We start from the raw sequence: 21,204 nt of genomic DNA on the forward strand, positions 1-21,204 counted from the left end.
TCCACATGGGGAGCTTCGCCATGCTCGGCGCTACTTCATGCTCCTCATCGCCACGTTCTCCCCTTGGGTCTACGTCACGCTCACCCAGGACATCATCGGCGAAGCCTTCGTCCTGCGCGGCACCGACGGCCCCGGCATCGTCACCATCTGCATGGGCGTGCTGGCGCTCGTAAGCGGGTTCTTCCCGCGCAGGCGCTTGGCCATCGCGCATGCTCTCATCGCCGGGGCTGACCGGCCTCGTCGTCGGATGGCAGGTGTGGAACATCCTCAGCGCCTCCGCCGCCACCGCGTGGGGTCATTCCTTCCCGGCATGGGCCTGGTGCTCTCTGCCTAGCGCCGTGGCGCTGCTCCTGCACGCAGCGGTTCGCATGATCCGCGGCTGGGAGAAGCTTACCAGAAGGCCGTGGCGTGATGTCCGGCGCGCGAGCTCTCATCCTCGACCGGGACCCCCTGACCCGGCACCGGCTGCGCCGCTCCTCGCCCCGCTCGGGGCGTAGAGATCATCAGGGAGGTCAGCTGCGCCGAAGAGGCGATGGCTCTGCTCGATCGCCTCGGCGCCAATGTGCTGATCACCGCAGAGCAGAGCGGGACTCCCGCTGCTCCCCGCCACGAGCCCGAGGCCGAAACGGTCCGCATCCCGTGCAGCGGCAGGGGCGGACAGTGCTGGTCGACGCCTCACGCATCGTCTTTGCCGACGCCGCAGGCGGCTACGCGCGCCTGAAGCTCGGCGACGAGCGGCACCTGGTCTCCTTCTCACTCTCTGAGCTCGAGCGGAGGCTCCCTGACCACTTCTTCCGCGCTCACCGCTCATGCTTGGTGAACCTGCATCTGGTCCGGGAGCTCACTCCCGATTTCGGCGGCTCCCTGACGCTGATCATGGGGATCGCGAACGCTCACGCGTCGGGGTCTCTCGCCGACGCGCACGCGATCTCCGTGCTCGGCTGGGCGTCCCGGCCACGCGGACTGCCTCGCCTGAATAGAGGGCAAGCACCGCCCTGCACGAAAGAGCCCGCCCCGGAGACCCGGGGCGGGCTCTTTCGCCTGACTGAGGGCGAAGGCTACGAGCTGTTCTCGTCCTTCGGCTTCGTGTTCGGCTCCACCGTTTCGATCGTCCCCGTGGCGACAGTCTCGTCGAAGAACTCCTCGGACTCGCTCTCCCAGCCCTCGTAGGACTGTGCGTACTCCTCGGAATCGAACTCGGTGTCCGGCAGCGGGTCGCGATATCCAAGCTCTCGGTTCCAGCCCAGAACACCCGTCTCCGTGTTGACGGTGGTGGCCTGGCCTGGGACGTCCTGGATGGCCAGCACGAGATCGTCATTGGCGACGCCCTCGGCCAGCTTCCGCTCGCTGGAGCGCGCCGGAAGGCCTGCAAGCGTCGCAGATGCGCCGCCAAACAGAGTGCGCAGGGAGGTCGCCTGCTTATTGAGCAGGCTGAGCAGGTTGCGCTGGACCGCGGTGCCATTCTCTGCGTAAGCCGCCTCTCGAGCGGCCTTGACCATGGCCGCCTTCGTGGCGTGGTGGCGGACTCGGACGTACTTCGATGAGGTGCGCCCCTCAAAGAGCAGAAGGCGCAGCATCGCGATCACTGCGAGCGCATAGACGATCGACAGAGGTGCTGCTGCCATGATCGCCGACATCTGCAGCACGGTCATGGACGCCTCGGGATCGGGCGCCGCGGAGAGCAGCACGATCGCGGTGATGGCGATCAGCACGGTCCAGAACGTCCTGGTCAGCTTCGGGGTCTCGGTGCGTCCGCCGTAGGAGAGCACATCGGTGACCAGGGATGCCGAGTCACCTGAGGTGATGAAGAACAGCGTGACGATCAGGATGGCGATGACCGAAGCGATGGACGCGATGGGCAGCTGCTCCAGCATCAGGAAGAGGGACTCCTCTGTGCCGATCTCGGCAGCGCCCTCGTCGTCATAGCTGACCATCGTGCCCTCGGTGATCTGGAACCACAGGCCGGTGCCGCCGAAGATGGAGAACCACAGGAGCCCCACCATGGTGGGGGCCAGCAGCACGCCCAGGACGAATTCGCGGATGGTGCGTCCCCGGGAGATGCGGGCGATGAACATGCCGACGAAGGGCGCCCAGGACATCCACCAGCCCCAGTAGTAGACCGTCCAGTCCACGGAGAATGAGCCCAGCAGGCCGCCGTCCTCCGTGACCCCTTCCCCGCCGGATCCGGCGTAGTCCATCGAGGACTCGAAGAGCATCTGCGGGAAGATCTGAATGTATTCGCCGATGTTGGCCACGAACGACTGCAGGAGGAAGAGGGTCGGTTACCGCCAACACGAACAGTGCGAGGCAGGCTGCAGCGATCATGTTGGTGTTGGAGAGCCATTTGAGGCCCTTGTTGACGCCGGTGATGACCGAAATCGTGGCGATCCCCATGACCACCACCACGACCATGGTGAGCAGGAACTGGTCTGAGCCGTCCTCGACCCAGCCCATGAAGCCCAGCCCTGCGGCGATCTGCTGCGTGCCGAAGCCGAGAGAGGTCACGACGCCGAAGACGGTGCCCGTGATGGCGACGATGTCGATCAGGTGGCCGACCCAGGATTCGATGAGCCTGCGGCCGAAGATCGGCTCGAGCAGCCAGCGGACGGACAGAGGGCGTCCGCGGCGGAACGTCATATAGGCAAGGCCCAGCCCCACGACGACGTAGATGGCCCAGGCGTGGAGCCCCAGTGGAAGGCCGTTGCGCCGAAGGCCGATCCGATCATGTCGGACTGCGTGGCCATACCCTCGCTGGTGGCGTCTCCGGTTGCCTCAGGCGGTGCGACGAAGTGCCAGAGAGGCTCTGCGACACCCCAGAAGACCAGGCCGATGCCCATACCCGCCGCGAAGAGCATCGTGAACCACGACCCCAGAGCGAATTCGGGCTTCTCGTCGTCGCGGCCCAGGCGAATGTTGCCCACTTTGGACAGTCCGGCCCAGAAGGCGAAGCCGACGAAGACGGCGGTGATGATCACGTACCACCAGCCGATGGTCTCGACCACCGTGTTGTTGAGCTCCTCGAAGCCCTCCCCGCCGTGCTCGGCGCCCCACCATGTGGCGAAGATCAGGCCTGCGATGATGATGATCACCGCAGGGATGAATACGGGCTTGTTCAGGCCCCGCCAGACGTCTGACGGCGACCAGTCCCGGAGTTTCGACTCGGGCTCCACAGCCATAGCTGTCTGTCCTTCCTCATTGGTTCAGTGATGCACTCCCGCGCCCACCATACTCTTGCTGGAAAAAACAACATGTAAGGACTAAAAACTAGCTGGACATTGCGGCCGGAATGTCCACGAGGACCCAAGAACAGGAACGTCACGGCTTTATAACATTTCTTCAAATCTTGAGGAGCGGGGTTGGCACCCTGAGCCGACCTCGTTACGGTGGGGGCATGCCTGAAGGCTTTACTGCTCCTGCGCGCCGTTTTCGAGGGATATGCGCCGCGGCACCTCTGCTGCCGCCGTCGTGGCCCTCACCTTCGCGGCCGCTCCGGCGGCTCATTCATCGCGCCTACCCGGAGGCGTCCTTTGCCGCCGCGCTGACCCCTCTGTACCCCACACCTGGCCAGCCTGCCTCCAGCGAGCCCGGCTCCGAGGCTGAGGTCACTGCTGTGCCCAACGAGGACGGCGATCTCCGCGTCGCGACTCTGCATGCCGGGCTCACTGCCTCGAATCCCGAGGGCAGCGATCCCCTCGACAGTCTCATCAGCGACTTGGCGGGCGGGAACCACGGCCAGGCGAGGACCTTGGCCGAGACTGTCCAAATCAATGAGCCGGATGTGCTGGTCCTCACGGGGGTCAGCCACGACGAGGACGGCCGCATCGCCGAGATCCTGCAGGACCAGTACTTCGCAAGCGGTCAGAACGGACAGTCCAGCAAGCACTACCCCCACGTGTTCACGGCCCCCACGAACTCGGGTGTGGACTCCGGCGTGGATCTCGACGGAGACGGAACCGTCGGAGGCTCCGGCGACGCCATGGGGTACGGCTCCTACCCGGGCCAGGAGGGGATGATCATCTTCTCCAAGGAGCCGCTCGACACTGACGGTGCTCGCACTTTCCAGGAGTTTCTGTGGAAGGACATGCCCGGCTCCTCCCTCTCGGACGAGGGCTTCACACAGGCGGAGGAGTCGATCCTGCGCCTGGCCACAACGAGCCTGTGGGACGTTCCCGTGCTCGTCGAAGGTCATGAGCCCATCCATCTCATCGTTTCGGCGACCGCGGCTTCCGACGAGCCGGGCACCGCGGATCGGGCTCGGTCCGAGGACTTCGCTCAGCTCCTGGCGGACTATGTGGCCTCTGAAGCCTGGTATCTGTATGACGACGAGGGAGTCGAGGGCGGGCTGCGCCCCGGTGCTCACGCCATCGTCGTCGGGGAGCCGTTCATCCATGAAGACGCCGGGGCCGAGAAGCTGACCAGCCACCCGGCGCTGGAGGACCCCGAGCCTGAAGCGGTCACCGACACCGACGTGAGCGAACGTCCGGGCGAACCTTCGCAGACTGACGAGACCGCCACCCGGTGGGTGAGCGGCGGAGAGGACCTGCGAGCGTCCTTTGCCGTGCCCTCGACAGGGCTGAGCTTCATCCAGTCAGGCGTCTTTTGGCCGGGAGACGGCGAGTTCGGCCATAGGACGGTAGACCCCACCGCCTCGAACGCCCTCGACGACCGCCTCGTCTGGCTGGATGTCCACGCCCCGCACTGAGACGCCCTGGGTGGGGTGACTCCCCAGCTGCGCGGCCCGTAGACTGCCGGGCATGGCCTCGACGAGCATCATCCCCTCCGGCGGCTACGACCCCAGGATCACCCGCCGGTCCCCAGCAGGTCGCCGAGCACCAAGCAGGGCGCTTACTCTGTGCTGCGCAGCGCCGCCGGCTGGCTACGCGGCGGCCAAGGGGCTCAGCATGGTCTCCCGCAGGACTTTTTCCGAGGACGGTCGCCTCACACCGACGGCGGAGGAATGGCTCACACGAGCGGTCACCGTTCAGCGGCCCGTCGTCCTGGCCAACCTGCGCCGCCTCCGGAAAGCGCACCCCACCCACACCAACCGGCAGCTCGCCCATGAGCTCGACCGAGAGTTCAAGCGCACCCTCACCGGCTCCGGGGCGGCAATCGGTGCCACAGCTGCTGTTCCAGGAGTGGGCACTGCGGCTGCGCTCGGCATCTCCGCAGCCGCTACAGGGGGCTTTCTGGAGCTGTGCGCCCTCTACGCCCAGTCCATGGCAGAACTCTCGGGAATCACCACCGAGGACCCGCAGAAGGCCAAGCTACTGGTCATGGGCGTGATGCTCGGCGATGACGGCCGCAAACTGCTGGCCGAGCTCAACGCTCAGGTAGGCGGCAGGGGAGCCGGGCCGATCAGCTCCATGGTTCCGCTGAGCTCATGGGGTTCGGCCTCTGCAGGCTCCTCGACCATGGGCAATCTGGTGGCCAACCAGCTGAAGCGGCAGTTCCTGAAGCGATTCTTCGTGCGCCAAGGCTCGTCCATGTTCGCCCGCGCCATACCTTTCGGCATCGGCGCCGCGGTCGGCGGGCTCGGCAACCGTGCCCTGGGCTCACGAGTGATCGACAGTGCCCACAAGACCTTCGGCGAGCTGCCGGATGAGACGCCCGCTGCACTCGTCGCGGACTTTCGGCGAGGGCTCGAACGCGATAAGCACCGGGCCGAACGCCGGGAGCGGCGCCAGCGCAGGAAGGCGCTGAAGGCCGAGGGTCGGTCGGAGCGTGCCCAGCGCAGAGCGCTGCGCGCAGCAGAGGCCGAGTCCGACGACGAGGACGGCCAGGAGCTGCGAGAAGTCGGGTCCTAGACCGGTTCACCCACTGTTCACCTGACGTTCTGTCTGGGTTTCACCCGTCGCCCCTCTCCGGTTGATTTCATCGCCTTGCATAGGGGTTGTGACGACAGGCCTCTTCAGCGCACAGTCCACAGCCCCTGCCCCTGCCGCCGCGCCGACCAGGCGACGCGCGCAGATCTTCGCCCACCGCGGTGCCTCCGGAGCATTCGCCGAGCACACCCGCGCCGCCTACCTCCACGCCCTGGCAGAAGGAGCCGATGGGCTCGAGATCGATGTGCATCTCACCAAGGACGGCCAGGTGGTGTGCTTCCACGACGAGACTCTGGACCGAACCACCGACGCCCGAGGCCTGGTGGCGGAGCGGACCCTGGCTGAGCTTCGCCGACTCGACGTCTGCAGCTGGAAGACCTCAGCGATTCCCGCCGAGTACGGCGGGCTCCGCAGTCAGCTGATGACCCTGGGGACACTCTGGAGCTGCTGCTCACTGCTGGTCGAAGCGTGCGCCTGGCCATCGAGCTGAAGCATCCGTCCCCTTCGGCCATCAGCTCGAAGATCACGTCCTCCGTACGCTGCTGTCCTACGGGTGGGATCCGGAGACGTCTCTCATAGGTGTGAAGGAGGGACAGGCCGTCGAAGTGTCCTTCATGAGCTTTCACCCGGGATCCCTCATGCACCTGGCCGAGATGGTGCTTAGCGGAGAAGCTCTGCGCCCTGTTCGCCCCGGTGACATCCGAGGACGTCGGCGCTCGTGCGGGACGCACGCCCCTGGGTGCGGCATTCAGGCCCCTGATCTCCGCAGTGATGCGCGGCGCTGTCAAAGACGCCGAGGCGCTGGTGTGGAACAGGCAGGTCGGCATCGCGGGCCCGGGGATGAGCTTCGTGCGCGCGCACCGTGCTGAGGCCAAAGCCTGGATCGCCCGGGCGCGCACCTGCGCGTGTGGACCGTGGATGAGTCCGAGGACGCGCAGCTCCTTCTGTCGCTGGGGGTCCAGGAGCTGACGACGAACTTTCCGGGCCGGATGGTCAATGAGGTCTCGACGCAGGCGAGCGTGAGCTGAGAGCTGGCCCATGGCTTCCTGCCGGGCCGGATCCTCTCCGCGTAGAATGAGGAGACCGTACTCAGTGAGGGAGGTCACTCATGACGGATGCACGTGGGAGCACGAGCCCCAGCGGCGCAGTGGTGGTGGGAGTGGACGGCTCGGAGCAGTCTCTGCGCGCCGCGCACTGGGCCGCGGCTGAGGCCTACCGACGCGGACTGCCGCTGTCGGTGCTGACCGCATACTCGATGCCACCTTCGCCGCCTCCTCCATGGACGGCGGCTACGCCATGATGGACGATTCCGGCCTGCGCGCCGGAGCTGACGGCGTCATCGAGCAGGCCAGGGAGTTTCTCCGGGACTACCCGGCGGAGGTGGCCTACCGCGTCGAATCGGGGATCCTCGACGGTGCTCCTCGAGGAGTCGCGGACCGCTGAGCTGGTCGTGATCGGCACCCGAGGCCGGGGAGGGTTCCTCGGTAACTGCTCGGCTCCGTCTCGTCAGCGCTGCCCGCGCACGCGCACTCGCCGGTCGTTCTCGTGCCTCTGCAGTTCTCGTCGCAGGCAGAGAATGCCGTGACCTCGGCAACCGGGGCCATACCGATCGTCTCCGAGTCGGACGGCCCAGGGCCGCTGCGTAAGCAAGCCTGGTGGAGCAGGGCGCCAAGCCCATCCGCGAGCGGGACCCGCGGCCGGTGATCGCAGGAGTGGACGGATCCGACTACGGCCGAGTGGCCGCACTGACCGCCGCCCGAGAAGCGTCTGAGCGCGGCACCACGCTGAGGCTGGTGTGCGCACTGCCGCCCGTCAGCGCCATCACCATGTGGGCTCCGACTCACATCGACGATGCTGAAGCGATCGAGGAGCTGAGGGGCAAGCTCTACGCCGGCGCGCTCTGGCTCAACTATCACTACCCGTCGCTGCACATCGACTATGAGGTTCAGTCCGGCACGTCGGTGGACGTGCTGGTCGATCAGACGCGCCATGCTCAGCTCACCGTCCTCGGCACTCGGGGCCGCGGAGGATTCGCCGGCATGCTGCTGGGCTCCACATCCCAAGGCGTGATCCAGCGTGCGGTAAGCCCGCTGATGGTGGTGCCGGAGAACTCCGATCGTCGCATTGCTAACCGCGATGAGTTCGGGCCCGTTCTCTAGGGGCTCTGAGCCCATATCGCACGCCAGACGCAGGTGGGCCCCGGGGATGTCATATCCCCGGGGCCCACCTGCGTGGTGAGGCTCTGGCGTCAGCCCACGCGCTGACCGTGGAGGCGCCGCCGAACATGCGACGTTCGGTCACACCGGAGGCCGGAGTGCCAGCGTCGAGGATCATGCCGCCGCTTGCGTAGACGGCCACGTGGTAGGCGCTTCCGCGGCCGCCCCAGAAGACCAGGTCCCCGGCCTGCAGGTCACTGATGGAGACGGTGGTCCCCACCGTGGACTGCTGAGCGGCGGTCCGGGGAGGCTGATCCCTGCCGCGCGGAAGGCTGCGGTGGTGAAGCCGGAGCAGTCGTAGGCGGTCGGTCCATTGTTTAGCGTGCCGGTAGAACACACCGGGGTGTTCACGATGCTGCGTGCCGCACTGACCGCCGCGGTGGCGCCCCACCCGGAGCGGGCGCTGAGGCCGGGGTCGCACCCGATCCGGAGCTGGTCGAGTTCGAGCTCGGGGAGCTGGACTGGGTGGGGCTGCTGGACGTTGACGGGCCTCGAGCTGGATCCGGAGCTGCTGCTCGAGGAGCTGGAGCCGCCGTGGCGGGACTCGAGCATGTTCACGTGCGAGGTCATCGCCACCTGCGAAGCACGGCCGCTCGAGTCCGTCAGCGCATCGTTGTTCAGCACCGCTCGGTAGTAGTCGCTGCCTGAGCCGGAGAAGTTGGGCTCCAGCTCCGCGCCCCGTTCCATCAGTCGGCGCAGATCGCCGCTGAGGTTCCCATAGGAGGGGATCGATGGAGCGGACGAGGAGCTGGAGCTGCCGCTCGAGGACGAGCTCGAGCTCGACGAAGAGCTGGATGAGCTGGAGCTGCTCGACGAGGAGCTGCTGCTCGATGAGGAGCTGGAGCTGCTGCTTGAGTTCGACGAGGAGCCGGATGAGCTGCTGTTCGACGAGGAGCTCGTCTGGGACGGGCTCGGTGTCGAGGACGGGGTGGGTGACGCGTTGGATTCGAGGTAGCGCACGTGGTCAGACATGGCGTCGAAGTTGAACGAGCCGTCTGAGGACATGAACGTGTCGTTGCTCTGCGCCAGCGTGTAGTAGTTCGAGGCGCTGGAGATGTTCTCGAGCTCTGCGGCCTCGGCCAGCAGGTCTCGCTGGCTCGATGAGAGCTGGCTGAACGGTGCGGGGCCGGAGCGTGCTCGCTCGGTGGGAGTGGACTCCGCCGTGGGGGTGGGCTCTGCGGATGGTGTGGGCTCAGCTGTTTCGCTGGGCTCCTGAGTGGGAGTCGGCTCCTCGGTGGGCGTCGGCTCTGCGGATGGGGTGGGCTCAGCTGTTTCGCTGGGCTCCTCAGTGGGAGTCGGCTCCTCGGTGGGCGTCGGCTCTGCGGATGGGGTGGGCTCAGCTGTTTCGCTGGGCTCCTCAGTGGGAGTCGGCTCTGCGGATGGGGTGGGCTCAGCTGTTTCGCTGGGCTCCTCCGACGCTTCCTCCTCCTCATCCTCATCTTCGGAGGATGCGGCTTCCCTTCCGCATCCTCCGAAGAGGTGTTGGACGCCTACTCAGCCTGCACGTCCTCGTCGCGGACCTCGGCCTGCTCTGCCTCGGCGCGCAGCTGCTGCACGCGGAAGGCCAGGGCCTGATAGTCCACATCGCCGTCGTCGTCGAGGAAGTCGGAATTGCCGAGGACCATCTCGTAGAACTCTTGGAGCGAGTAGCCTTCGCCCTCGAGCTCGTGCAGAGCCACCATCTGGCGGTGGACGTTGGCGCCGAGCTCCTCCACGTCCTCGACGGTTGAGCTGCTGCTGGTGTCGACGCTGGCCTCGGCCTCGCGGGCCTCCTCTGCCAGGCGCTCCGCCTCAGCTTCGGCTTCGCGTGCCGTCTGCTCAGCGGCGACGGCGTCAGACTCGGCGCGGTCCTCGAGCTGCTGGTCCGTGGCGTCGTCGGCCAGAGCGTCTTCGTCACCAAGGAGGACATCTGCGGCAGAGGTGTCGTCGTCCTCAGTGTCCTCTACGGCCATGGCGGCCTCGGCCTCGGTCCGCGCCTGCTGAGCGGCCTCTTCGGCCTCCTCTGCAGCGGCGAGGCGCTCAGACGCCTCAGCCTGCTGGCGCATCAGGTTCTGCTCCAGCTCGTCAGCGCGAGCGCTGGCCTGGTCGATGCGGCTTACGATGTCAGCGATCATGCGGTCGCTGGCCCCGCGGTCGCTCTTGGCACCGGAGATGTCGTCGACGGATGGGTTGGCGGGCAGGGCCGTGGTGGTGCCGCCCTCGACGGTGCCGCCCTGTCCCGCTGCTCGACCGCATTGTTGATGCGGTCGGCGACGATGTCGGGCAGGGTCGTTCCGACCAGGGCGGTGGTCACGATCACGGCGGTGACGGCCGCCACCGCAAGATTACGGTTGTTCACAGCAGTTCCTCACTTTGTTCCTCGGGCGCAGCGGGGCTCCAGGTGGGGCCGGGTCGGCACAGAGCGGATGAGGGTGAGCGATGGGAAGCTCCTCATCCGGTGTCGAGCGATGGGAAAGCTCTGAACCGGTTGGGTCCTGTCGTGGTGCTGCTCCGCTCACGTTAATTGCGAAAGGTCACGACGACAAGGTGTGTCGCTTTTTCTGTGATTGAACTGTGAGCCCTAGATCCGCATGATGACGCGGATCCAGGGTTACAAATCAGTCTCGATGAACCTTCAAGCTACTTGAAGGTTGGCCATTGCCCAGGTTTGTCACAGGCCTGTGCTAAGCGGAGTCATGCGCTGGGGGCCGCACTGTGAGGGCTCAGCCCCAGCCCAGGCGGTGCAGGGTCTCGTCGTCGATCCCGAAGTAGTGCGCGACCTCGTGCACCACAGTGATGCGAACCTGTTCGATCACTTCTTCGCGGCTGCTGCAGATGCTCAGAATCGGCTCCTTGTAGAGCGTGATGCGGTCGGGCATCGCCCAGGGGCCTCCCCGCGCTCCGTCAGAGGGATGCCCTCGTAGAGTCCGAGCAGCGTGGTCTCCGGGTCCTCCCACGGCTCTGGGGTGTAGACGTCTTCGACGAAGACCGCCACGTTGTCGATCTTCGAGGCGAGGCGCTCCGGAATGGACTCCAGTGCGACGCCGACGGCCTCGTCGAACTCCTCGTCTGACATCGCAGGGACCATGTCCCCACTCTAGGGGCGTCGGCACTGATTTGACAGGCTGCGCCGGAGCGACTATTCTTATCAGGTCCTCATCGTGGGCTTTCGAACGCGATGGAGCAGGCCCCATCGTCTAGCGGTTTAGGACACCGCCCTTTCACGGCGGCGGCACGGGTTCGAATCCCGTTGGGGGTACGGATTGGCGTTGCAGGCAAAGCACTGGTAACGTTCTTCCTCGGCCGTCATGGCCGGTACAACTGAAAATATGGCCCTGTGGCGCAGTTGGTTAGCGCGCCACCCTGTCACGGTGGAGGTCGCGGGTTCAAGTCCCGTCAGGGTCGCCAGGCATCGGATTCAGTGAAGGCTCTGTAGCTCAGTTGGTAGAGCGTTCGACTGAAAATCGAAAGGTCACCGGATCGACGCCGGTCGGAGCCACCAATCCGGTGTCATAGATAGCCCCCGTACTCTTCGGAGTGCGGGGGCTATCTGCGTCACAACCGAGTGTGCTCTCGTCTCTTGGGCTCGGGGCTGAAAGGATGAGCCTCAGACGGCTGACAGAGCCGTTCAGCCGATTGTGCTGACCCCACTGTGCAGAGGCAGGACTCTTCATGACTCAGCCCCTCAACCGCCGGAGCCCCACGGACCGGAGTCCGAAGGCGCAGACCCGCATCCCCGGAGCCCAACGAAGCTCACCGGCCCGAGCCTGCCGAGCCGCACCGGCCGGAGCTTACCGCTGCTGAGCACCAGGCGCAGGGGCCCACGCCCCCGCGTCCGCCCTACCCGGGCCCGCCAGTGGGCGGCGGGGGTATCAGCCCCGTACCAGCCGCCGACCGGCCCCGGCGGAGGCTCGGACGGGTCAGGAGAGCCGCGTCGGGACCCGGCCCGCCGCAAAGGGTTCTTCGGTGCTCTGTTCGACCTGACGTTCCGCAGCTTCGTCGCGATCAAGTTCGCGTCGTTCATCTACGTGATCCTGCTGGTCGCCATCGCCATCGGCTGGATCATCGCCATGATTGCGACGCTGGTGCTCACAGTTGCTGTCGCTCAGGAGAACGGGGTTCTGGCCGTCCTGATGTTCCTCGGCGGCGTCATCGGCGGGACCATCTGGTCTGCCGTGCAGCTGATCGTTCTGCGCGTGGTTCTTGAGTTCATGATCGCTGCCATCCGTACAGCGGAGAACACCGGAATCGCCGTCGAGGAACTGGAGCGGCTCAACGCCCGCAGATGAGGCGAGGAGGACGCGGCTGCGGTCCGTGTGAGGCCGCGCCGCGTCCTCCTCGCGATCAGCTGAAGTCTGCGATCACCGGCGCATGATCGCTGGCACCCTTGCCGCGTCGCTCGTCCTTGTCGATGAACGCGTCTGCGGCACGGTCCGCAAGTGCGGGGAGGCGAGGAGAAAGTCGATCCGCATGCCCTGCCTCTTCTGGAAGCGCAGGCTCGTGTAGTCCCAGAACGTGTACGCCCCGGGCCCCGGAGTGTAGGGGCGGGCCACGTCCGCGTAGCTTGCGTCCAGGAACCCTGGAACGCGGCGCGCTCCTCGTCGGTGACGTGGGTCAGCCGGTTCTTCTCAAAGAAGTCGATGTCCCAGACATCCTCATCCTCCGGCGCCACGTTCCAGTCGCTTACCAGCACGATCTGCGCGTCGGGCGTCTCGGTCAGCCAGGCCTCGGCATGGTCGCGGAGGCGGTTCAGCCAGCCGAGCTTGTAGGTCATGTGCTCATCGTCGCGCGAGCGGCCGTTGGGGACGTAGAGGGACCACACCCGCACGTCGCCGCATGTTGCAGCGATCGCCCGAGCCTCCTGAACCGGGTCCTTCCCGCCTTCCCGAAGGGGGCTGGTCGGGGAAGGTCCTCTCCACGTCCTTCATGCCCACGCGCGAGGCGATGGCGACGCCGTTCCACTGGTCGTAGCCGAAGTGGGCCACGTCGTAGCTGTTGTGCTCGAAGACCTCCCACGGGAAGTTCTCGTCCTTGCACTTGGTCTCCTGGATGGCCAGAACATCTACGTCCTGGCGCTCCAGAAACTCCTCGACCCTGTCGGCCCGGGCCCGCAGCGAATTGACGTTCCATGTAGCGATGCGCATCGCCAGAACGCTATCAGGACTCGGACTTCCACCACTGGTCGGCGATCGTGACCGGCTCTGTGCGCTTATGGCGCGTCTTCAGCCACTGGTTCTCGAGCCGGGCTGCCGTCTCCGCGGAGACCTCGCGGCCCTCCAGGTAGTCGTCGATCTCGTCGTAGGTGATGCCGAGCTCCGTCTCGTCAAGCTGTCCTGGGCTGTCGTCCAGCAGATCGGCGGTGGGAGCCTTGGTGTAGAGCCTCTCCTCCGCGCCCAGGTGCTTCAGGATCTGCCTGACCTGCCGCTTGTTCAGCGTGAACAGGGGGCGACGTCCACGCCGCCGTCCCCGTACTTGGTGAAGAAGCCGGTGATGCCCTCGGCCCCGTGATCTGTGCCGACCACCAGAGCGTTGTTCTCGCTTACCACCGCATACTGGGCCACCATGCGCAGGCGCGCCTTGACGTTGCCTCGGTGGTAGTCCTTCAGGGGTCGGCCGTGGCCCTCGGCGAAGGCCGCATCCATCCCGGCGACGGCCTGTTCGATGTTGAAGGTGTGCAGGCGGTCCGGGCCGATGAATCCGAGCGCCCGCTCGGCATCCTCCTCATCATGCTGGACCCCGTGCGGGAGCCGCATCGCATGGAAGGTCGCCTCATACCCGTCCTCGCGCAGCTTCTCGACGGCCAGCTGGCACAGTCGTCCGCCCAACGAGGAGTCCACCCCGCCCGAGATGCCCAGCACCAGGCCGTCCGCTCCCGCGGCCTTCACGTACTCAGCCAGGAACGTCGTGCGGCGCAGCACCTCCTCGGTGGGGTCGATCGTGGGGCTGACGCCCATCTCTTCCAGAATCTGATTCCGCAGATCACCCATACTGCGCAGTGTATCCGGGGCTTCGTGACCCAGATGTGAATGGCGGCTGAACGCCGCCTTGACGGAGGGCGCGCACAGTCCCGGCACGACGGATCATAGGATACCTGTATGACTTCTGCTGCTGACCGCGACCGTCTCAACGAACTCATCCGCGACCTCGCCGTGGTGCGCGGTCGGGTGACCCTCTCCTCGGGCAGAGAGGCCGACTATTACGTCGACCTGCGCCGCGTCACACTCCACCACGAGGCCTCCGGCCTGGTGGGCCGGGTGATGCTGAACCTCCTCGACGAGGCGGGGATCGACGTCGACGCCGCAGGAGGGCTGACGATGGGTGCGGACCCGGTCGGAACGGCTCTGATGCACGCCGCGCGGGAGCAGGGCCGCAGCGTGGACGCGTTCGTGGTGAGGAAGCAGCAGAAGGACTACGGAATGGGGCGCCAGGTGGAGGGCCCTCAGTGGAGGGTCGCCGAGTGGTGGTCCTGGAGGACACCTCCACCACAGGAGGCTCGGCGCTGACAGCAGTGGAGGGAGTCCGCGCAGCGGGCGGCATCGTCCAGGCTGTGGCCGTCATCGTGGACCGGGCAACCGGGGCCGGGGATCACATTGCGCAGCAGGCGGATGTTCCCTATCTCTACGCCTACACCAAGGACGACCTCGGCCTGGAGTGAGCACCCCGCCTCAGCGCAGGGGGCGCTGGAGCAGGTATGTGCCCAGCGTCCTGCCGTGCTTGACGTCGACCTGCGGCAGGTGGCCGACGGGACGGAAGCCCAGCTTGGTGTGCAGGGCGAACGACGCCTCACTCTCCTCATCGGTGAGCACGCCGATCATCTGCTGGTGCCCCGCTTCGGCGCAGCGCTCGATCAGAGCGCTCAGGAGCGCGGTTCCGACGCCGCGGTTTACGGCAGCAGGACTGAGGTAGATGCTGTCCTCAACCGTGATGCGGTGCTCGGACTTCGGGCGCCACCAGTCCGCATAGGCGAAGCCGACGATCTCGCCGGGCGCCTCGTCCGCGCTCTCCGCCTCCGGGTGCAGCTCGGCCACGAGGAAGGGCAGGCCGTCCTCCCGCATGCGCTCCATGCGCACCTGCCAGTCAGCGGCGGTCGGTGCCCGATGCGTGAAGGTGGCCAGAGTGCTGAGCACATAGTGCTCCATGATGGTCGCCGCAGCGTCGAGGTCTGCGGTCTGCGCGTCGCGGATGATCGGTTCAGTCACCCTGCAGAGGGTAGCCGAGAAGCTCAGCCGAGCGCCCGGCCGATGCGCTCTGCGGCCTCGGTGAGCGTCGACTGCGAGCACGCGAAGTTCAGCCGGGCGTGCCGTTCGCCGCCGGTGCCGAATCCGTGCCCGCCGCTCAGCGCCACTCCGGCCTCCGCGAGCAGGTGCCGCGCGGGGCCCTGGATGGGCGATTCGGTGCCGCCCGTCGGCTCATCCGTCTCGAACCCGTAGGCGGAGAAGTCCAGCCATGCCAGGTAAGTGCCCTCCGGCATGGTGTGGCCGACCTGCGGCGCGTGCTTCTGGAGCAGCTCGCTGAGGAGCCTGCGGTTGGAATCCAGCCCCGTCAGCAGCGAGTCCAGCCACGGTCCGCCCTCGCTGTAGGCCGCTGTCTGGGCGAGCACTCCGAGGTGGCTGGGCCCGTAGGCGATTTCGGAGGGCAGGTTCTGCAGCTCGCCCACGGCGTCGTCGCTTACGAGGAGGAGGCCCGCCTTCGCGCCCGCCAGGTTCCAGGCCTTGGACGCGGACATGAGGGACAGGCCCGCAGGATCCACCGTCAGGTACGGCGTGAAGCTGTGCTCGTCGTAGACCAGGGGCGCGTGGATCTCGTCGGCGACCACCCGAACTCCGTAGGAGTGGGCGAGCTCCGCGACCTGCTCGAGCTCCTCGCGGGTGTGGACCACGCCGGTCGGGTTCTGCGGGTTGCAGAGCAGCATGGCCGCGCTGCCGCCCGAGGTGCGCAGGTTGAACGACTCCTCCAGCATCTCGAAGTCGATGCGTCCGTCGGCTCCGAGCGGGGCCTCGACCACGCGCAGTCCTCCGGAGGAGGGATATTTGAAGAACGGCGGATAGACCGGCGAGTTCACGATCACGGTGTCCGCCAGTTCGGTGATCAGATGCAGCGCGTTCACCACGCCGCTCATCACATCGCGGACGGGGCGCACCTGGGATGCTGAGACCTCCCAGCCCCACCGCTGCGCTGCGAATCCGCAGAAGGCCTCCACGAAGGGTGCGGTGGTGGGGTAGCCGGTGTCGCCGATCTCCACCGCACGGCGCAGCGCCTCGGCGACGGGCTCGGCAAGAAGGGTGTCCTGCTCGGCCACCCAGAGCGGAAGCACGTCGTCGCCGAACACCCGCCACTTCGCAGACCGGCGGTGGCGCAGCTGCTCCAGGGAGAGCTGCTCAAGCGGGTTGTCAGGAGATTCTGCTGTCTGGCCCATGCGTTGAGCGTAGTACGCTCAGCCGGATGAGTCAGGGTCCGGGGAGAAAGATGACGAGCTCGGGCCTCAGGAGCTCCAGCGCGAAGTCGGCGTAGGCCCCTGGGAAGGGCCCTCCCGGCCTACGAGCACTGGGATGGGGAGCTGCTGCGCGACGGCGACCGTCGCAATGTGGTGGACGCCTACCGCTATTGGAGCCGTGAGGCCATCGTCGCCGACTTGGACACGCGACGCCACGGATTCCACGTGGCGATCGAGAACTGGCAGCACGACTTCAACATCGGCACCGTCGTCCGCACCGCGAACGCCTTCCTGGCCCAGGAAGTCCATATCATCGGGAAGAAGCGGTGGAACCGACGGGGGCGATGGTCACCGACAGATACCAGCATGTGCGGCACCATCCCACCGTCGAGGACTTCGTCGCCTGGGCGCAGGACGCCGGGCTGCCGGTGCTCGGGGTGGACCTCTTTCCCGATTCGGTCCCGCTGGAGACCTTCAGTTTGCCGCGCGACTGCGTCCTGGTCTTCGGGCAGGAGGGCCCCGGGCTCAGCGATCAGATCCGCGACGCCGCCGCGGCGACCCTCTCGATCGCCCAGTTCGGCTCCACCCGCTCCATCAACGCGGGCGTAGCTGTTTAAGCATCGCCATGCACGCATGGGTCCGGCAGCACGCAGCGCCCGGCGGCGCAGACGGCTCAGACCACGGGGCCCCGCTCGGCTGAGGCCGCACCCCGAGCGCGTCCCGCCGACTGGGAGAGCACCCGTGCGACCTGGCTTACCACCGCATCGGACGGCTCGAGGACGGTGACCGAACGATCGGGCAGGTCAGCGCGCAGCCTACTTCGATGCGGTCCCGGATCCAGTGGTAATGGGTGCAGGCCAGCACCACCGCGTCGGCACCGGAGCTGCGCACCGTCTCGACCAGGGGCTGAGGTCCACGCTCTCGGGACCATCCCGCTCAATGCTTGCGGCCCAGTCGCGGCAGTCAGGCTCCACCACCTCAACACCCGGTGCCCACCGGTCCTTCAGAGCTGCGTAGCGCGCGCTGTCCAGGGTCGCGGGTGTGGCGCAGACGGCGATGACGCCGCTGAGGCTCATTGCCGCGGCGGGCTTGACCATTGGCTCTAGGCCGACGAATGGGATGCCTGGGATCTGTCGCCGCAGATGCTCAATGGCCGCGGCGGTGGCTGTGTTGCAGGCGAGGACCACTGTGTCGCATCCGGCGTCCAGCAGCGGCCGGATGCCGGCTTCGGTGAGGCGCTGAACCTCCGCCTCGGAGCGGCTCCCGTAGGGGACGTTGGCCGAATCGTGGGCGGTGAGCACCTCGGAGTCGGGCAGGAGCTCGCGGAGACGGACGGCGACTGCTTCGCCCCCGCGCCCAGAATCGAAAACGCCGATCTTCATCGAAGAAACCATAGCCGGGTCCGCACCCTGTGGGCGCGCTTTGGGGTCGACTCGCCGCGCACGGCATTGCGTACGATGTGCCGGTGGGCTGCGAGGGGCGGAAGGACGGTGAGGCGCTGCTGCGGGTGACCCCGCGAGCAGGATGGCCGCATCCATCACACTCGCCGTCTCCCTCTACGGCATCTCCTTCGGCGCACTGGCAGTGGCCGCTTACTTCAGCGTCTGGCAGGCCGTGGCCCTGAGCGTGCTGATGTTCACCGGAGGCTCGCAGTTCGCCTTCATCGGCGTCGCGGCCGTTTATGGCTCTCCCGCGGCCGCATTCACCAGCGCCACCCTGCTCGGGGTTCGGAATACGCTCTACGCGGCTCAGATCAAGGCGATGCTCAGCCCTCGGGGCTGAAGCGGCTGCTGGCGGCCCAGGTCACGATCGACGAGAGCATGGCCGCGGCGACGGCCCAGGAGGCGGGCCCCGAGCAGCGCCGCGGCTTCTGGCTGACCGGGATGGGCATCTGGATCGGCTGGTCACTGGCCACGGTGATCGGCGCGCTCCTCGGAGACGTGATGGCGGACCCCGAAGCACTCGGCCTCGACGGAGCGGTGGTCGCGGCGTTCCTCGGTCTCCTCTGGCCCCGGCTGAAGGCAGCAGAGCCCTGGGCGCTCGCCGTCGTCGCGGCTCTCGTCACGGTGATCGCGATGCCGGTGGTGCCCGCGGGGTGCTGATCCTGCTGGCCGCTGCGGTGACCGTGCTCTGGGGACGGTCGCGTCGCGTCTCGAGCGGAGCAGGGAGCGGCGAGCGGCATGAGCGTCTGGGCATGGATCGTGCTGGCCTGCGTCGCAGCGTACGCGCTGAAGATCCTCGGCTACCTGGTGCTTACCGCGTGGCTGGCCTGTCCGGCCGTGGTGCGCATCTCGGGGATGCTCACCATCGGACTGCTCGCGGCGCTGGTCGCCATGAACGCGGTCTCCTACGACGGCGGCTTCGTTCTGACTCCCGTCTCGGAGCGCTCGTCGCTGCCGCCGCGGCGCTGATGCTCAGAGCTCCCTTCATCCTCGTCGTGGTCATCGGCGCCCTCGCAGCCGCCGGACTGAGGCTCCTCGGATTCCCCTGATCGAGACGCACAGGGTTACGTGTGGCTCGCGTCTCGTTAGGATGGGTGCGGAGAACGTGCATGAGGGCGTTCCCCGACCGACTTCACCGACAGAGGAGCATCACGTGGCCGTTGCAACCCCGGACAAGTACACCGAGATGATTGACGCGGCCAAGGTTATGGATATGCCTACCCCGCGGTCAACGTGACGAGCTCCCAGACGCTCAACGCGGCCATCAGAGGCTTCGCCGACGCAGAGTCGGACGGCATCATCCAGGTCTCCACCGGCGGCGCCGCGTACTGGTCGGGCTCGTCCGTGAAGGACATGGTCACCGGATCCAGGGCGTTCGCCGCCTTCGCCAAAGAGGTCGCGAAGAACTACGGGGTCAACATCGCCCTGCACACCGACCACTGCCCCAAGGACAAGCTCGACAGCTTCGTCCTGCCCCTGCTGGAGGCTTCCGAGGCCGAGGTGAAGGCCGGACGCGACCCCATCTTCAACTCCCACATGTGGGACGGCTCCGCGGAGACCCTCGAGGAGAACCTGCGGATCGCCGCTGAGCTGCTGCCCCGCTCGGCCGCCGCCAAGCAGATCCTTGAGGTGGAGATCGGAACCGTCGGCGGCGAGGAGGACGGTGTGGAGAACGAGATCAACGAGAAGCTCTACACCACCGTCGACGATGCGATCGCGACCCTTGAGGCTCTGGGCACCGGCGAGCACGGCCGCTACATCACCGCTCTGACCTTCGGAAACGTGCACGGGGTCTACAAGCCCGGCAACGTGAAGCTGCGCCCGGAGATCCTCGATGAGATTCAGCGGGCGACGGCCGAGAAGTACGGCTCGGCGCGTCCCTTCGACCTGGTCTTCCACGGCGGCTCCGGCTCCAGCCAGCAGGAGATCGAGGATGCCGTCAGCTACGGCGTCATCAAGATGAACATCGACACCGACACCCAGTACGCCTTCACCCGCCCGGTGGCCGGGCACATGCTGGAGAACTACGACGGCGTGCTGAAGGTCGACGGCGACGTCGGCAACAAGAAGACCTACGACCCCCGCGTGTGGGGCAAGAAGGCCGAGGAGGGGATGGCCGCACGCATCGTCGAGGCGGCACAGTCCTCGGCAGCGCAGGGAAGACGATCAGGTAGTCGGATGCACGGCACAGGGACCCCGCAGGCAGCGCGCCTGCGGGGTCCCTGTGCATCATCGGCCGGTCAGCGAGGCGGAGCCCGGGGAGCATAGGGCGTCGCCTATAGTTCTCCACTGCGGAGAATGCGTCCATAGGCGACTTCCGCTGCTTCCCCTCATTCCCGTCCCCTAAGGCTCATCATCGTGCTCAGCTCCTCAGCTTCCGATCACCGGCGCAGGCTGCTCATCCTCGACTTCGACGGGACGGTCTGCCTCGGCGACGAGCTTACCATGCTCTACGCGCATCAGGCGGATGAGCTGATCGCCCAGCACGGCCTTCCGGGCCTGGGCCGAAGCATCGCCCGAATCGTCGCGCAGGCACTGTCATCCGACTCTCTGTCCATCCCGGAGATCGACGTGGACGAGAACGGCGAGCCGCCCCTCCTGCGTGAGACGTTCGGGGTGCAGGGTGCGCATCCTGTGGCCTGGCCGCTGCAGGACGGCTACCAGCTGGTCCAGCTTCTGGGCCGCCAGGCCGGTCTCGATGACGCCCAGACGGGGCAGGCGTTCATGGCCGCGCGCCGCCGCATTGTGGGGAGGGCCTGGAGCAGACCGACGTTCACGCGCCGGAGGAGGCCGGTCGGCTCATCGCGGAGATGCGTGCCGCCGGTGTGAGGGTCGTGCTGATCACCACCCGCTTACCGAAGGGTTCGACCGCTGGCTGGACGCCCTAGGCCTGCACGAGTCCTTCGACGAGGTCATCAACAGCGCGCGCAAGCCCTACGGCATGCCGGAGGCGCTCCAGCAGGCCGCCCGCCACGACGATCTCAACGGGCTGAGCATCCTGTCCGTGGGCGACATCTGGAAGAACGACCTTGCCCCTGTCGCGGACCTCGGTGGAGAGACCGTCCTGATCGACCGCTTCAGCACCGGGCTCGGCGCCCCGGGTCATAGGGTCTCGTCCTTCGACGAGGCGGTCAGCATCATGCGCGCCTGGGCGGATGCCCCAACGCCGGGTTAATTCTGCGTGACGAGTGTGAAAACTGCCGGGTTACAAGTTGAGGGGCCGCTCAGCGCGCCCATAGAGTGAGCATCGGACCTCCGTGCCGCAGATCACCATTTCGGCTGGCCGGGCTCAGAGTTCCGCACTTGCACCT

The 21,204-nt window shown here is 66.8% G+C and carries 20 protein-coding genes, 3 tRNA genes and 10 pseudogenes; 19 read left to right on the forward strand and 14 right to left on the reverse strand.

Annotated features, from left to right (window positions below; all coding sequences use genetic code 11):
• The first annotated feature begins 37 nt into the window (after window positions 1-37).
• On the forward strand, window positions 38-334 hold the full coding sequence (locus K0H76_RS04180; RefSeq protein WP_258934578.1) for a hypothetical protein: 297 nt from the start codon (window positions 38-40) through the stop codon (window positions 332-334).
• A 56-nt stretch (window positions 335-390) separates the two neighbouring features.
• Here K0H76_RS04180 and K0H76_RS04185 read toward each other — a convergent pair whose 3' ends face one another.
• On the reverse strand, window positions 391-636 hold the full coding sequence (locus K0H76_RS04185) for a hypothetical protein (protein WP_258934579.1): 246 nt from the start codon (window positions 634-636) through the stop codon (window positions 391-393).
• A 3-nt stretch (window positions 637-639) separates the two neighbouring features.
• On the opposite strand from K0H76_RS04185, the gene K0H76_RS04190 reads away from it, so the two are divergent.
• Window positions 640-1,170, forward strand: coding sequence for a LytTR family transcriptional regulator (locus K0H76_RS04190; RefSeq protein WP_258934580.1), 531 nt, complete (start codon window positions 640-642; stop codon window positions 1,168-1,170).
• Here K0H76_RS04190 and K0H76_RS04195 read toward each other — a convergent pair.
• From K0H76_RS04195 to K0H76_RS04205, 3 genes and pseudogenes are all read right to left on the reverse strand, one after another.
• Window positions 1,059-2,255, reverse strand: coding sequence for a BCCT family transporter (locus K0H76_RS04195; RefSeq protein ID WP_258934581.1), 1,197 nt, complete (start codon window positions 2,253-2,255; stop codon window positions 1,059-1,061). The two genes, K0H76_RS04190 and K0H76_RS04195, sit on opposite strands and share 112 nt — an antisense overlap.
• Window positions 2,256-2,340: 85 nt before the next feature.
• A pseudogene (locus K0H76_RS04200) lies at window positions 2,341-2,637 on the reverse strand (BCCT family transporter); the annotation flags it as partial.
• Window positions 2,634-3,176 carry a BCCT family transporter gene (locus K0H76_RS04205; RefSeq protein ID WP_258934582.1) on the reverse strand — a complete coding sequence of 181 codons (543 nt, stop codon included), beginning with the start codon at window positions 3,174-3,176 and terminating at the stop codon, window positions 2,634-2,636. The gene K0H76_RS04205 and the pseudogene K0H76_RS04200, both read right to left, overlap by 4 nt.
• 215 nt (window positions 3,177-3,391) lie before the next feature.
• On the opposite strand from K0H76_RS04205, the gene K0H76_RS04210 reads away from it, so the two are divergent.
• The 6 genes and pseudogenes from K0H76_RS04210 (at window position 3,392) to K0H76_RS04235 (ending at window position 7,981) form a co-directional block, all read left to right on the forward strand.
• Window positions 3,392-4,702 (forward strand): endonuclease/exonuclease/phosphatase family protein, encoded by a 1,311-nt coding sequence (locus tag K0H76_RS04210; protein WP_258934583.1) that lies wholly within the window; start codon window positions 3,392-3,394, stop codon window positions 4,700-4,702.
• A gap of 52 nt (window positions 4,703-4,754) precedes the next feature.
• Window positions 4,755-5,804: a hypothetical protein gene (locus K0H76_RS04215; protein ID WP_258934584.1), complete on the forward strand. Its 1,050-nt coding sequence runs from the start codon at window positions 4,755-4,757 to the stop codon at window positions 5,802-5,804.
• Between the two features lie 163 nt (window positions 5,805-5,967).
• Window positions 5,968-6,850: pseudogene (locus K0H76_RS04220) on the forward strand (glycerophosphodiester phosphodiesterase).
• Between the two features lie 80 nt (window positions 6,851-6,930).
• Complete coding sequence (locus K0H76_RS04225) at window positions 6,931-7,122, forward strand: universal stress protein (RefSeq protein WP_258934585.1); 192 nt, start codon at window positions 6,931-6,933, stop codon at window positions 7,120-7,122.
• Entirely contained in the window at window positions 7,101-7,265 is a 165-nt protein-coding gene (locus K0H76_RS04230; protein WP_258934586.1) for a hypothetical protein, read from the forward strand. The genes K0H76_RS04225 and K0H76_RS04230 overlap by 22 nt, the downstream gene beginning before the upstream one ends.
• A 212-nt stretch (window positions 7,266-7,477) precedes the next feature.
• Complete coding sequence (locus K0H76_RS04235) at window positions 7,478-7,981, forward strand: universal stress protein (protein WP_258934587.1); 504 nt, start codon at window positions 7,478-7,480, stop codon at window positions 7,979-7,981.
• Between the two features lie 49 nt (window positions 7,982-8,030).
• Here the strand turns inward: K0H76_RS04235 and K0H76_RS04240 are convergent, their stop codons facing one another.
• The 5 genes and pseudogenes from K0H76_RS04240 to K0H76_RS04260 all read right to left on the reverse strand — a co-directional run bounded on the left by K0H76_RS04240 (window position 8,031) and on the right by K0H76_RS04260 (window position 11,130).
• On the reverse strand, window positions 8,031-8,258 hold the full coding sequence (locus K0H76_RS04240; protein WP_258934588.1) for a C40 family peptidase: 228 nt from the start codon (window positions 8,256-8,258) through the stop codon (window positions 8,031-8,033).
• A complete protein-coding gene (locus K0H76_RS04245; RefSeq protein WP_258934589.1) occupies window positions 8,153-9,043 on the reverse strand; it encodes a hypothetical protein in 891 nt (296 codons plus the stop codon). The genes K0H76_RS04240 and K0H76_RS04245 overlap by 106 nt, the downstream gene beginning before the upstream one ends.
• A 485-nt stretch (window positions 9,044-9,528) precedes the next feature.
• Window positions 9,529-10,152 (reverse strand): hypothetical protein, encoded by a 624-nt coding sequence (locus K0H76_RS04250; protein ID WP_258934590.1) that lies wholly within the window; start codon window positions 10,150-10,152, stop codon window positions 9,529-9,531.
• Entirely contained in the window at window positions 10,149-10,376 is a 228-nt protein-coding gene (locus tag K0H76_RS04255) for a hypothetical protein (protein WP_258934591.1), read from the reverse strand. Before K0H76_RS04255 ends, K0H76_RS04250 begins: the two co-directional genes overlap by 4 nt.
• 364 nt (window positions 10,377-10,740) lie before the next feature.
• Window positions 10,741-11,130: pseudogene (locus tag K0H76_RS04260) on the reverse strand (metallopeptidase family protein).
• A 73-nt stretch (window positions 11,131-11,203) separates the two neighbouring features.
• Here K0H76_RS04260 and K0H76_RS04265 point away from each other — a divergent pair.
• From K0H76_RS04265 to K0H76_RS04280, 4 genes are all read left to right on the forward strand, one after another.
• Window positions 11,204-11,276 (forward strand) — tRNA-Glu (locus K0H76_RS04265).
• 72 nt (window positions 11,277-11,348) lie between these two features.
• Window positions 11,349-11,425, forward strand: a tRNA-Asp gene (locus K0H76_RS04270).
• A gap of 18 nt (window positions 11,426-11,443) precedes the next feature.
• Window positions 11,444-11,519: transfer RNA gene (locus K0H76_RS04275), tRNA-Phe, on the forward strand.
• A gap of 136 nt (window positions 11,520-11,655) precedes the next feature.
• Window positions 11,656-12,306 carry a DUF4282 domain-containing protein gene (locus K0H76_RS04280; RefSeq protein WP_258934592.1) on the forward strand — a complete coding sequence of 217 codons (651 nt, stop codon included), beginning with the start codon at window positions 11,656-11,658 and terminating at the stop codon, window positions 12,304-12,306.
• Window positions 12,307-12,361: 55 nt separating this feature from the next.
• Here the strand turns inward: K0H76_RS04280 and K0H76_RS04285 are convergent.
• Both K0H76_RS04285 and nadE read right to left on the reverse strand, forming a co-directional pair.
• Window positions 12,362-13,161, reverse strand: a pseudogene (locus K0H76_RS04285) (exodeoxyribonuclease III).
• Between the two features lie 13 nt (window positions 13,162-13,174).
• A pseudogene (nadE, locus tag K0H76_RS04290) lies at window positions 13,175-14,004 on the reverse strand (ammonia-dependent NAD(+) synthetase).
• A gap of 108 nt (window positions 14,005-14,112) precedes the next feature.
• Here nadE and pyrE point away from each other — a divergent pair.
• Window positions 14,113-14,672: pseudogene (pyrE, locus tag K0H76_RS04295) on the forward strand (orotate phosphoribosyltransferase).
• 10 nt (window positions 14,673-14,682) lie between these two features.
• Here pyrE and K0H76_RS04300 read toward each other — a convergent pair.
• Both K0H76_RS04300 and K0H76_RS04305 read right to left on the reverse strand, forming a co-directional pair.
• Window positions 14,683-15,216, reverse strand: a complete 534-nt coding sequence (locus tag K0H76_RS04300) for a GNAT family N-acetyltransferase (RefSeq protein ID WP_258934593.1) — start codon at window positions 15,214-15,216, stop codon at window positions 14,683-14,685.
• Window positions 15,217-15,239: 23 nt separating this feature from the next.
• Complete coding sequence (locus K0H76_RS04305) at window positions 15,240-16,433, reverse strand: aminotransferase class I/II-fold pyridoxal phosphate-dependent enzyme (RefSeq protein WP_258934594.1); 1,194 nt, start codon at window positions 16,431-16,433, stop codon at window positions 15,240-15,242.
• A gap of 76 nt (window positions 16,434-16,509) precedes the next feature.
• Here K0H76_RS04305 and K0H76_RS04310 point away from each other — a divergent pair.
• Window positions 16,510-17,151: pseudogene (locus K0H76_RS04310) on the forward strand (RNA methyltransferase); the annotation flags it as partial.
• Window positions 17,152-17,266: 115 nt separating this feature from the next.
• Here K0H76_RS04310 and K0H76_RS04315 read toward each other — a convergent pair.
• Window positions 17,267-17,833 (reverse strand): aspartate/glutamate racemase family protein, encoded by a 567-nt coding sequence (locus K0H76_RS04315; RefSeq protein ID WP_258934595.1) that lies wholly within the window; start codon window positions 17,831-17,833, stop codon window positions 17,267-17,269.
• A 142-nt stretch (window positions 17,834-17,975) separates the two neighbouring features.
• Between K0H76_RS04315 and K0H76_RS04320 the strand changes: the two are divergent.
• From K0H76_RS04320 to K0H76_RS04340, 5 genes and pseudogenes are all read left to right on the forward strand, one after another.
• Window positions 17,976-18,553 (forward strand): annotated as a pseudogene (locus K0H76_RS04320) (AzlC family ABC transporter permease).
• A 78-nt stretch (window positions 18,554-18,631) separates the two neighbouring features.
• A pseudogene (locus K0H76_RS04325) lies at window positions 18,632-18,942 on the forward strand (AzlD domain-containing protein).
• Between the two features lie 104 nt (window positions 18,943-19,046).
• A pseudogene (gene fbaA, locus K0H76_RS04330) lies at window positions 19,047-20,067 on the forward strand (class II fructose-bisphosphate aldolase).
• 184 nt (window positions 20,068-20,251) lie between these two features.
• Window positions 20,252-20,722, forward strand: a complete 471-nt coding sequence (locus K0H76_RS04335) for a hypothetical protein (RefSeq protein WP_258934596.1) — start codon at window positions 20,252-20,254, stop codon at window positions 20,720-20,722.
• A 112-nt stretch (window positions 20,723-20,834) separates the two neighbouring features.
• A complete protein-coding gene (locus tag K0H76_RS04340; protein WP_258934597.1) occupies window positions 20,835-21,068 on the forward strand; it encodes a hypothetical protein in 234 nt (77 codons plus the stop codon).
• Window positions 21,069-21,204: the final 136 nt, after the last annotated feature.

It is taken from the genome of Nesterenkonia pannonica (assembly GCF_019575955.1).
Taxonomy (GTDB): domain Bacteria; phylum Actinomycetota; class Actinomycetes; order Actinomycetales; family Micrococcaceae; genus Nesterenkonia; species Nesterenkonia pannonica.

Bases quoted from the DNA above. Each gene is read 5' to 3' on its own strand.
- K0H76_RS04180 (WP_258934578.1), top strand. From the start codon at position 38: ATGCTCCTCATCGCCACGTTCTCCCCTTGGGTCTACGTCACGCTCACC.
- K0H76_RS04185 (WP_258934579.1), bottom strand. From the start codon at position 636: ATGCGGACCGTTTCGGCCTCGGGCTCGTGGCGGGGAGCAGCGGGAGTC.
- K0H76_RS04205 (WP_258934582.1), bottom strand. From the start codon at position 3,176: ATGGCTGTGGAGCCCGAGTCGAAACTCCGGGACTGGTCGCCGTCAGAC.
- K0H76_RS04210 (WP_258934583.1), top strand. From the start codon at position 3,392: ATGCCTGAAGGCTTTACTGCTCCTGCGCGCCGTTTTCGAGGGATATGC.
- K0H76_RS04215 (WP_258934584.1), top strand. From the start codon at position 4,755: ATGGCCTCGACGAGCATCATCCCCTCCGGCGGCTACGACCCCAGGATC.
- K0H76_RS04225 (WP_258934585.1), top strand. From the start codon at position 6,931: ATGACGGATGCACGTGGGAGCACGAGCCCCAGCGGCGCAGTGGTGGTG.
- K0H76_RS04230 (WP_258934586.1), top strand. From the start codon at position 7,101: ATGGACGGCGGCTACGCCATGATGGACGATTCCGGCCTGCGCGCCGGA.
- K0H76_RS04245 (WP_258934589.1), bottom strand. From the start codon at position 9,043: ATGTCCTCAGACGGCTCGTTCAACTTCGACGCCATGTCTGACCACGTG.
- K0H76_RS04250 (WP_258934590.1), bottom strand. From the start codon at position 10,152: ATGATCGCTGACATCGTAAGCCGCATCGACCAGGCCAGCGCTCGCGCT.
- K0H76_RS04305 (WP_258934594.1), bottom strand. From the start codon at position 16,433: ATGGGCCAGACAGCAGAATCTCCTGACAACCCGCTTGAGCAGCTCTCC.
- K0H76_RS04315 (WP_258934595.1), bottom strand. From the start codon at position 17,833: ATGAAGATCGGCGTTTTCGATTCTGGGCGCGGGGGCGAAGCAGTCGCC.
- K0H76_RS04340 (WP_258934597.1), top strand. From the start codon at position 20,835: ATGCCGGAGGCGCTCCAGCAGGCCGCCCGCCACGACGATCTCAACGGG.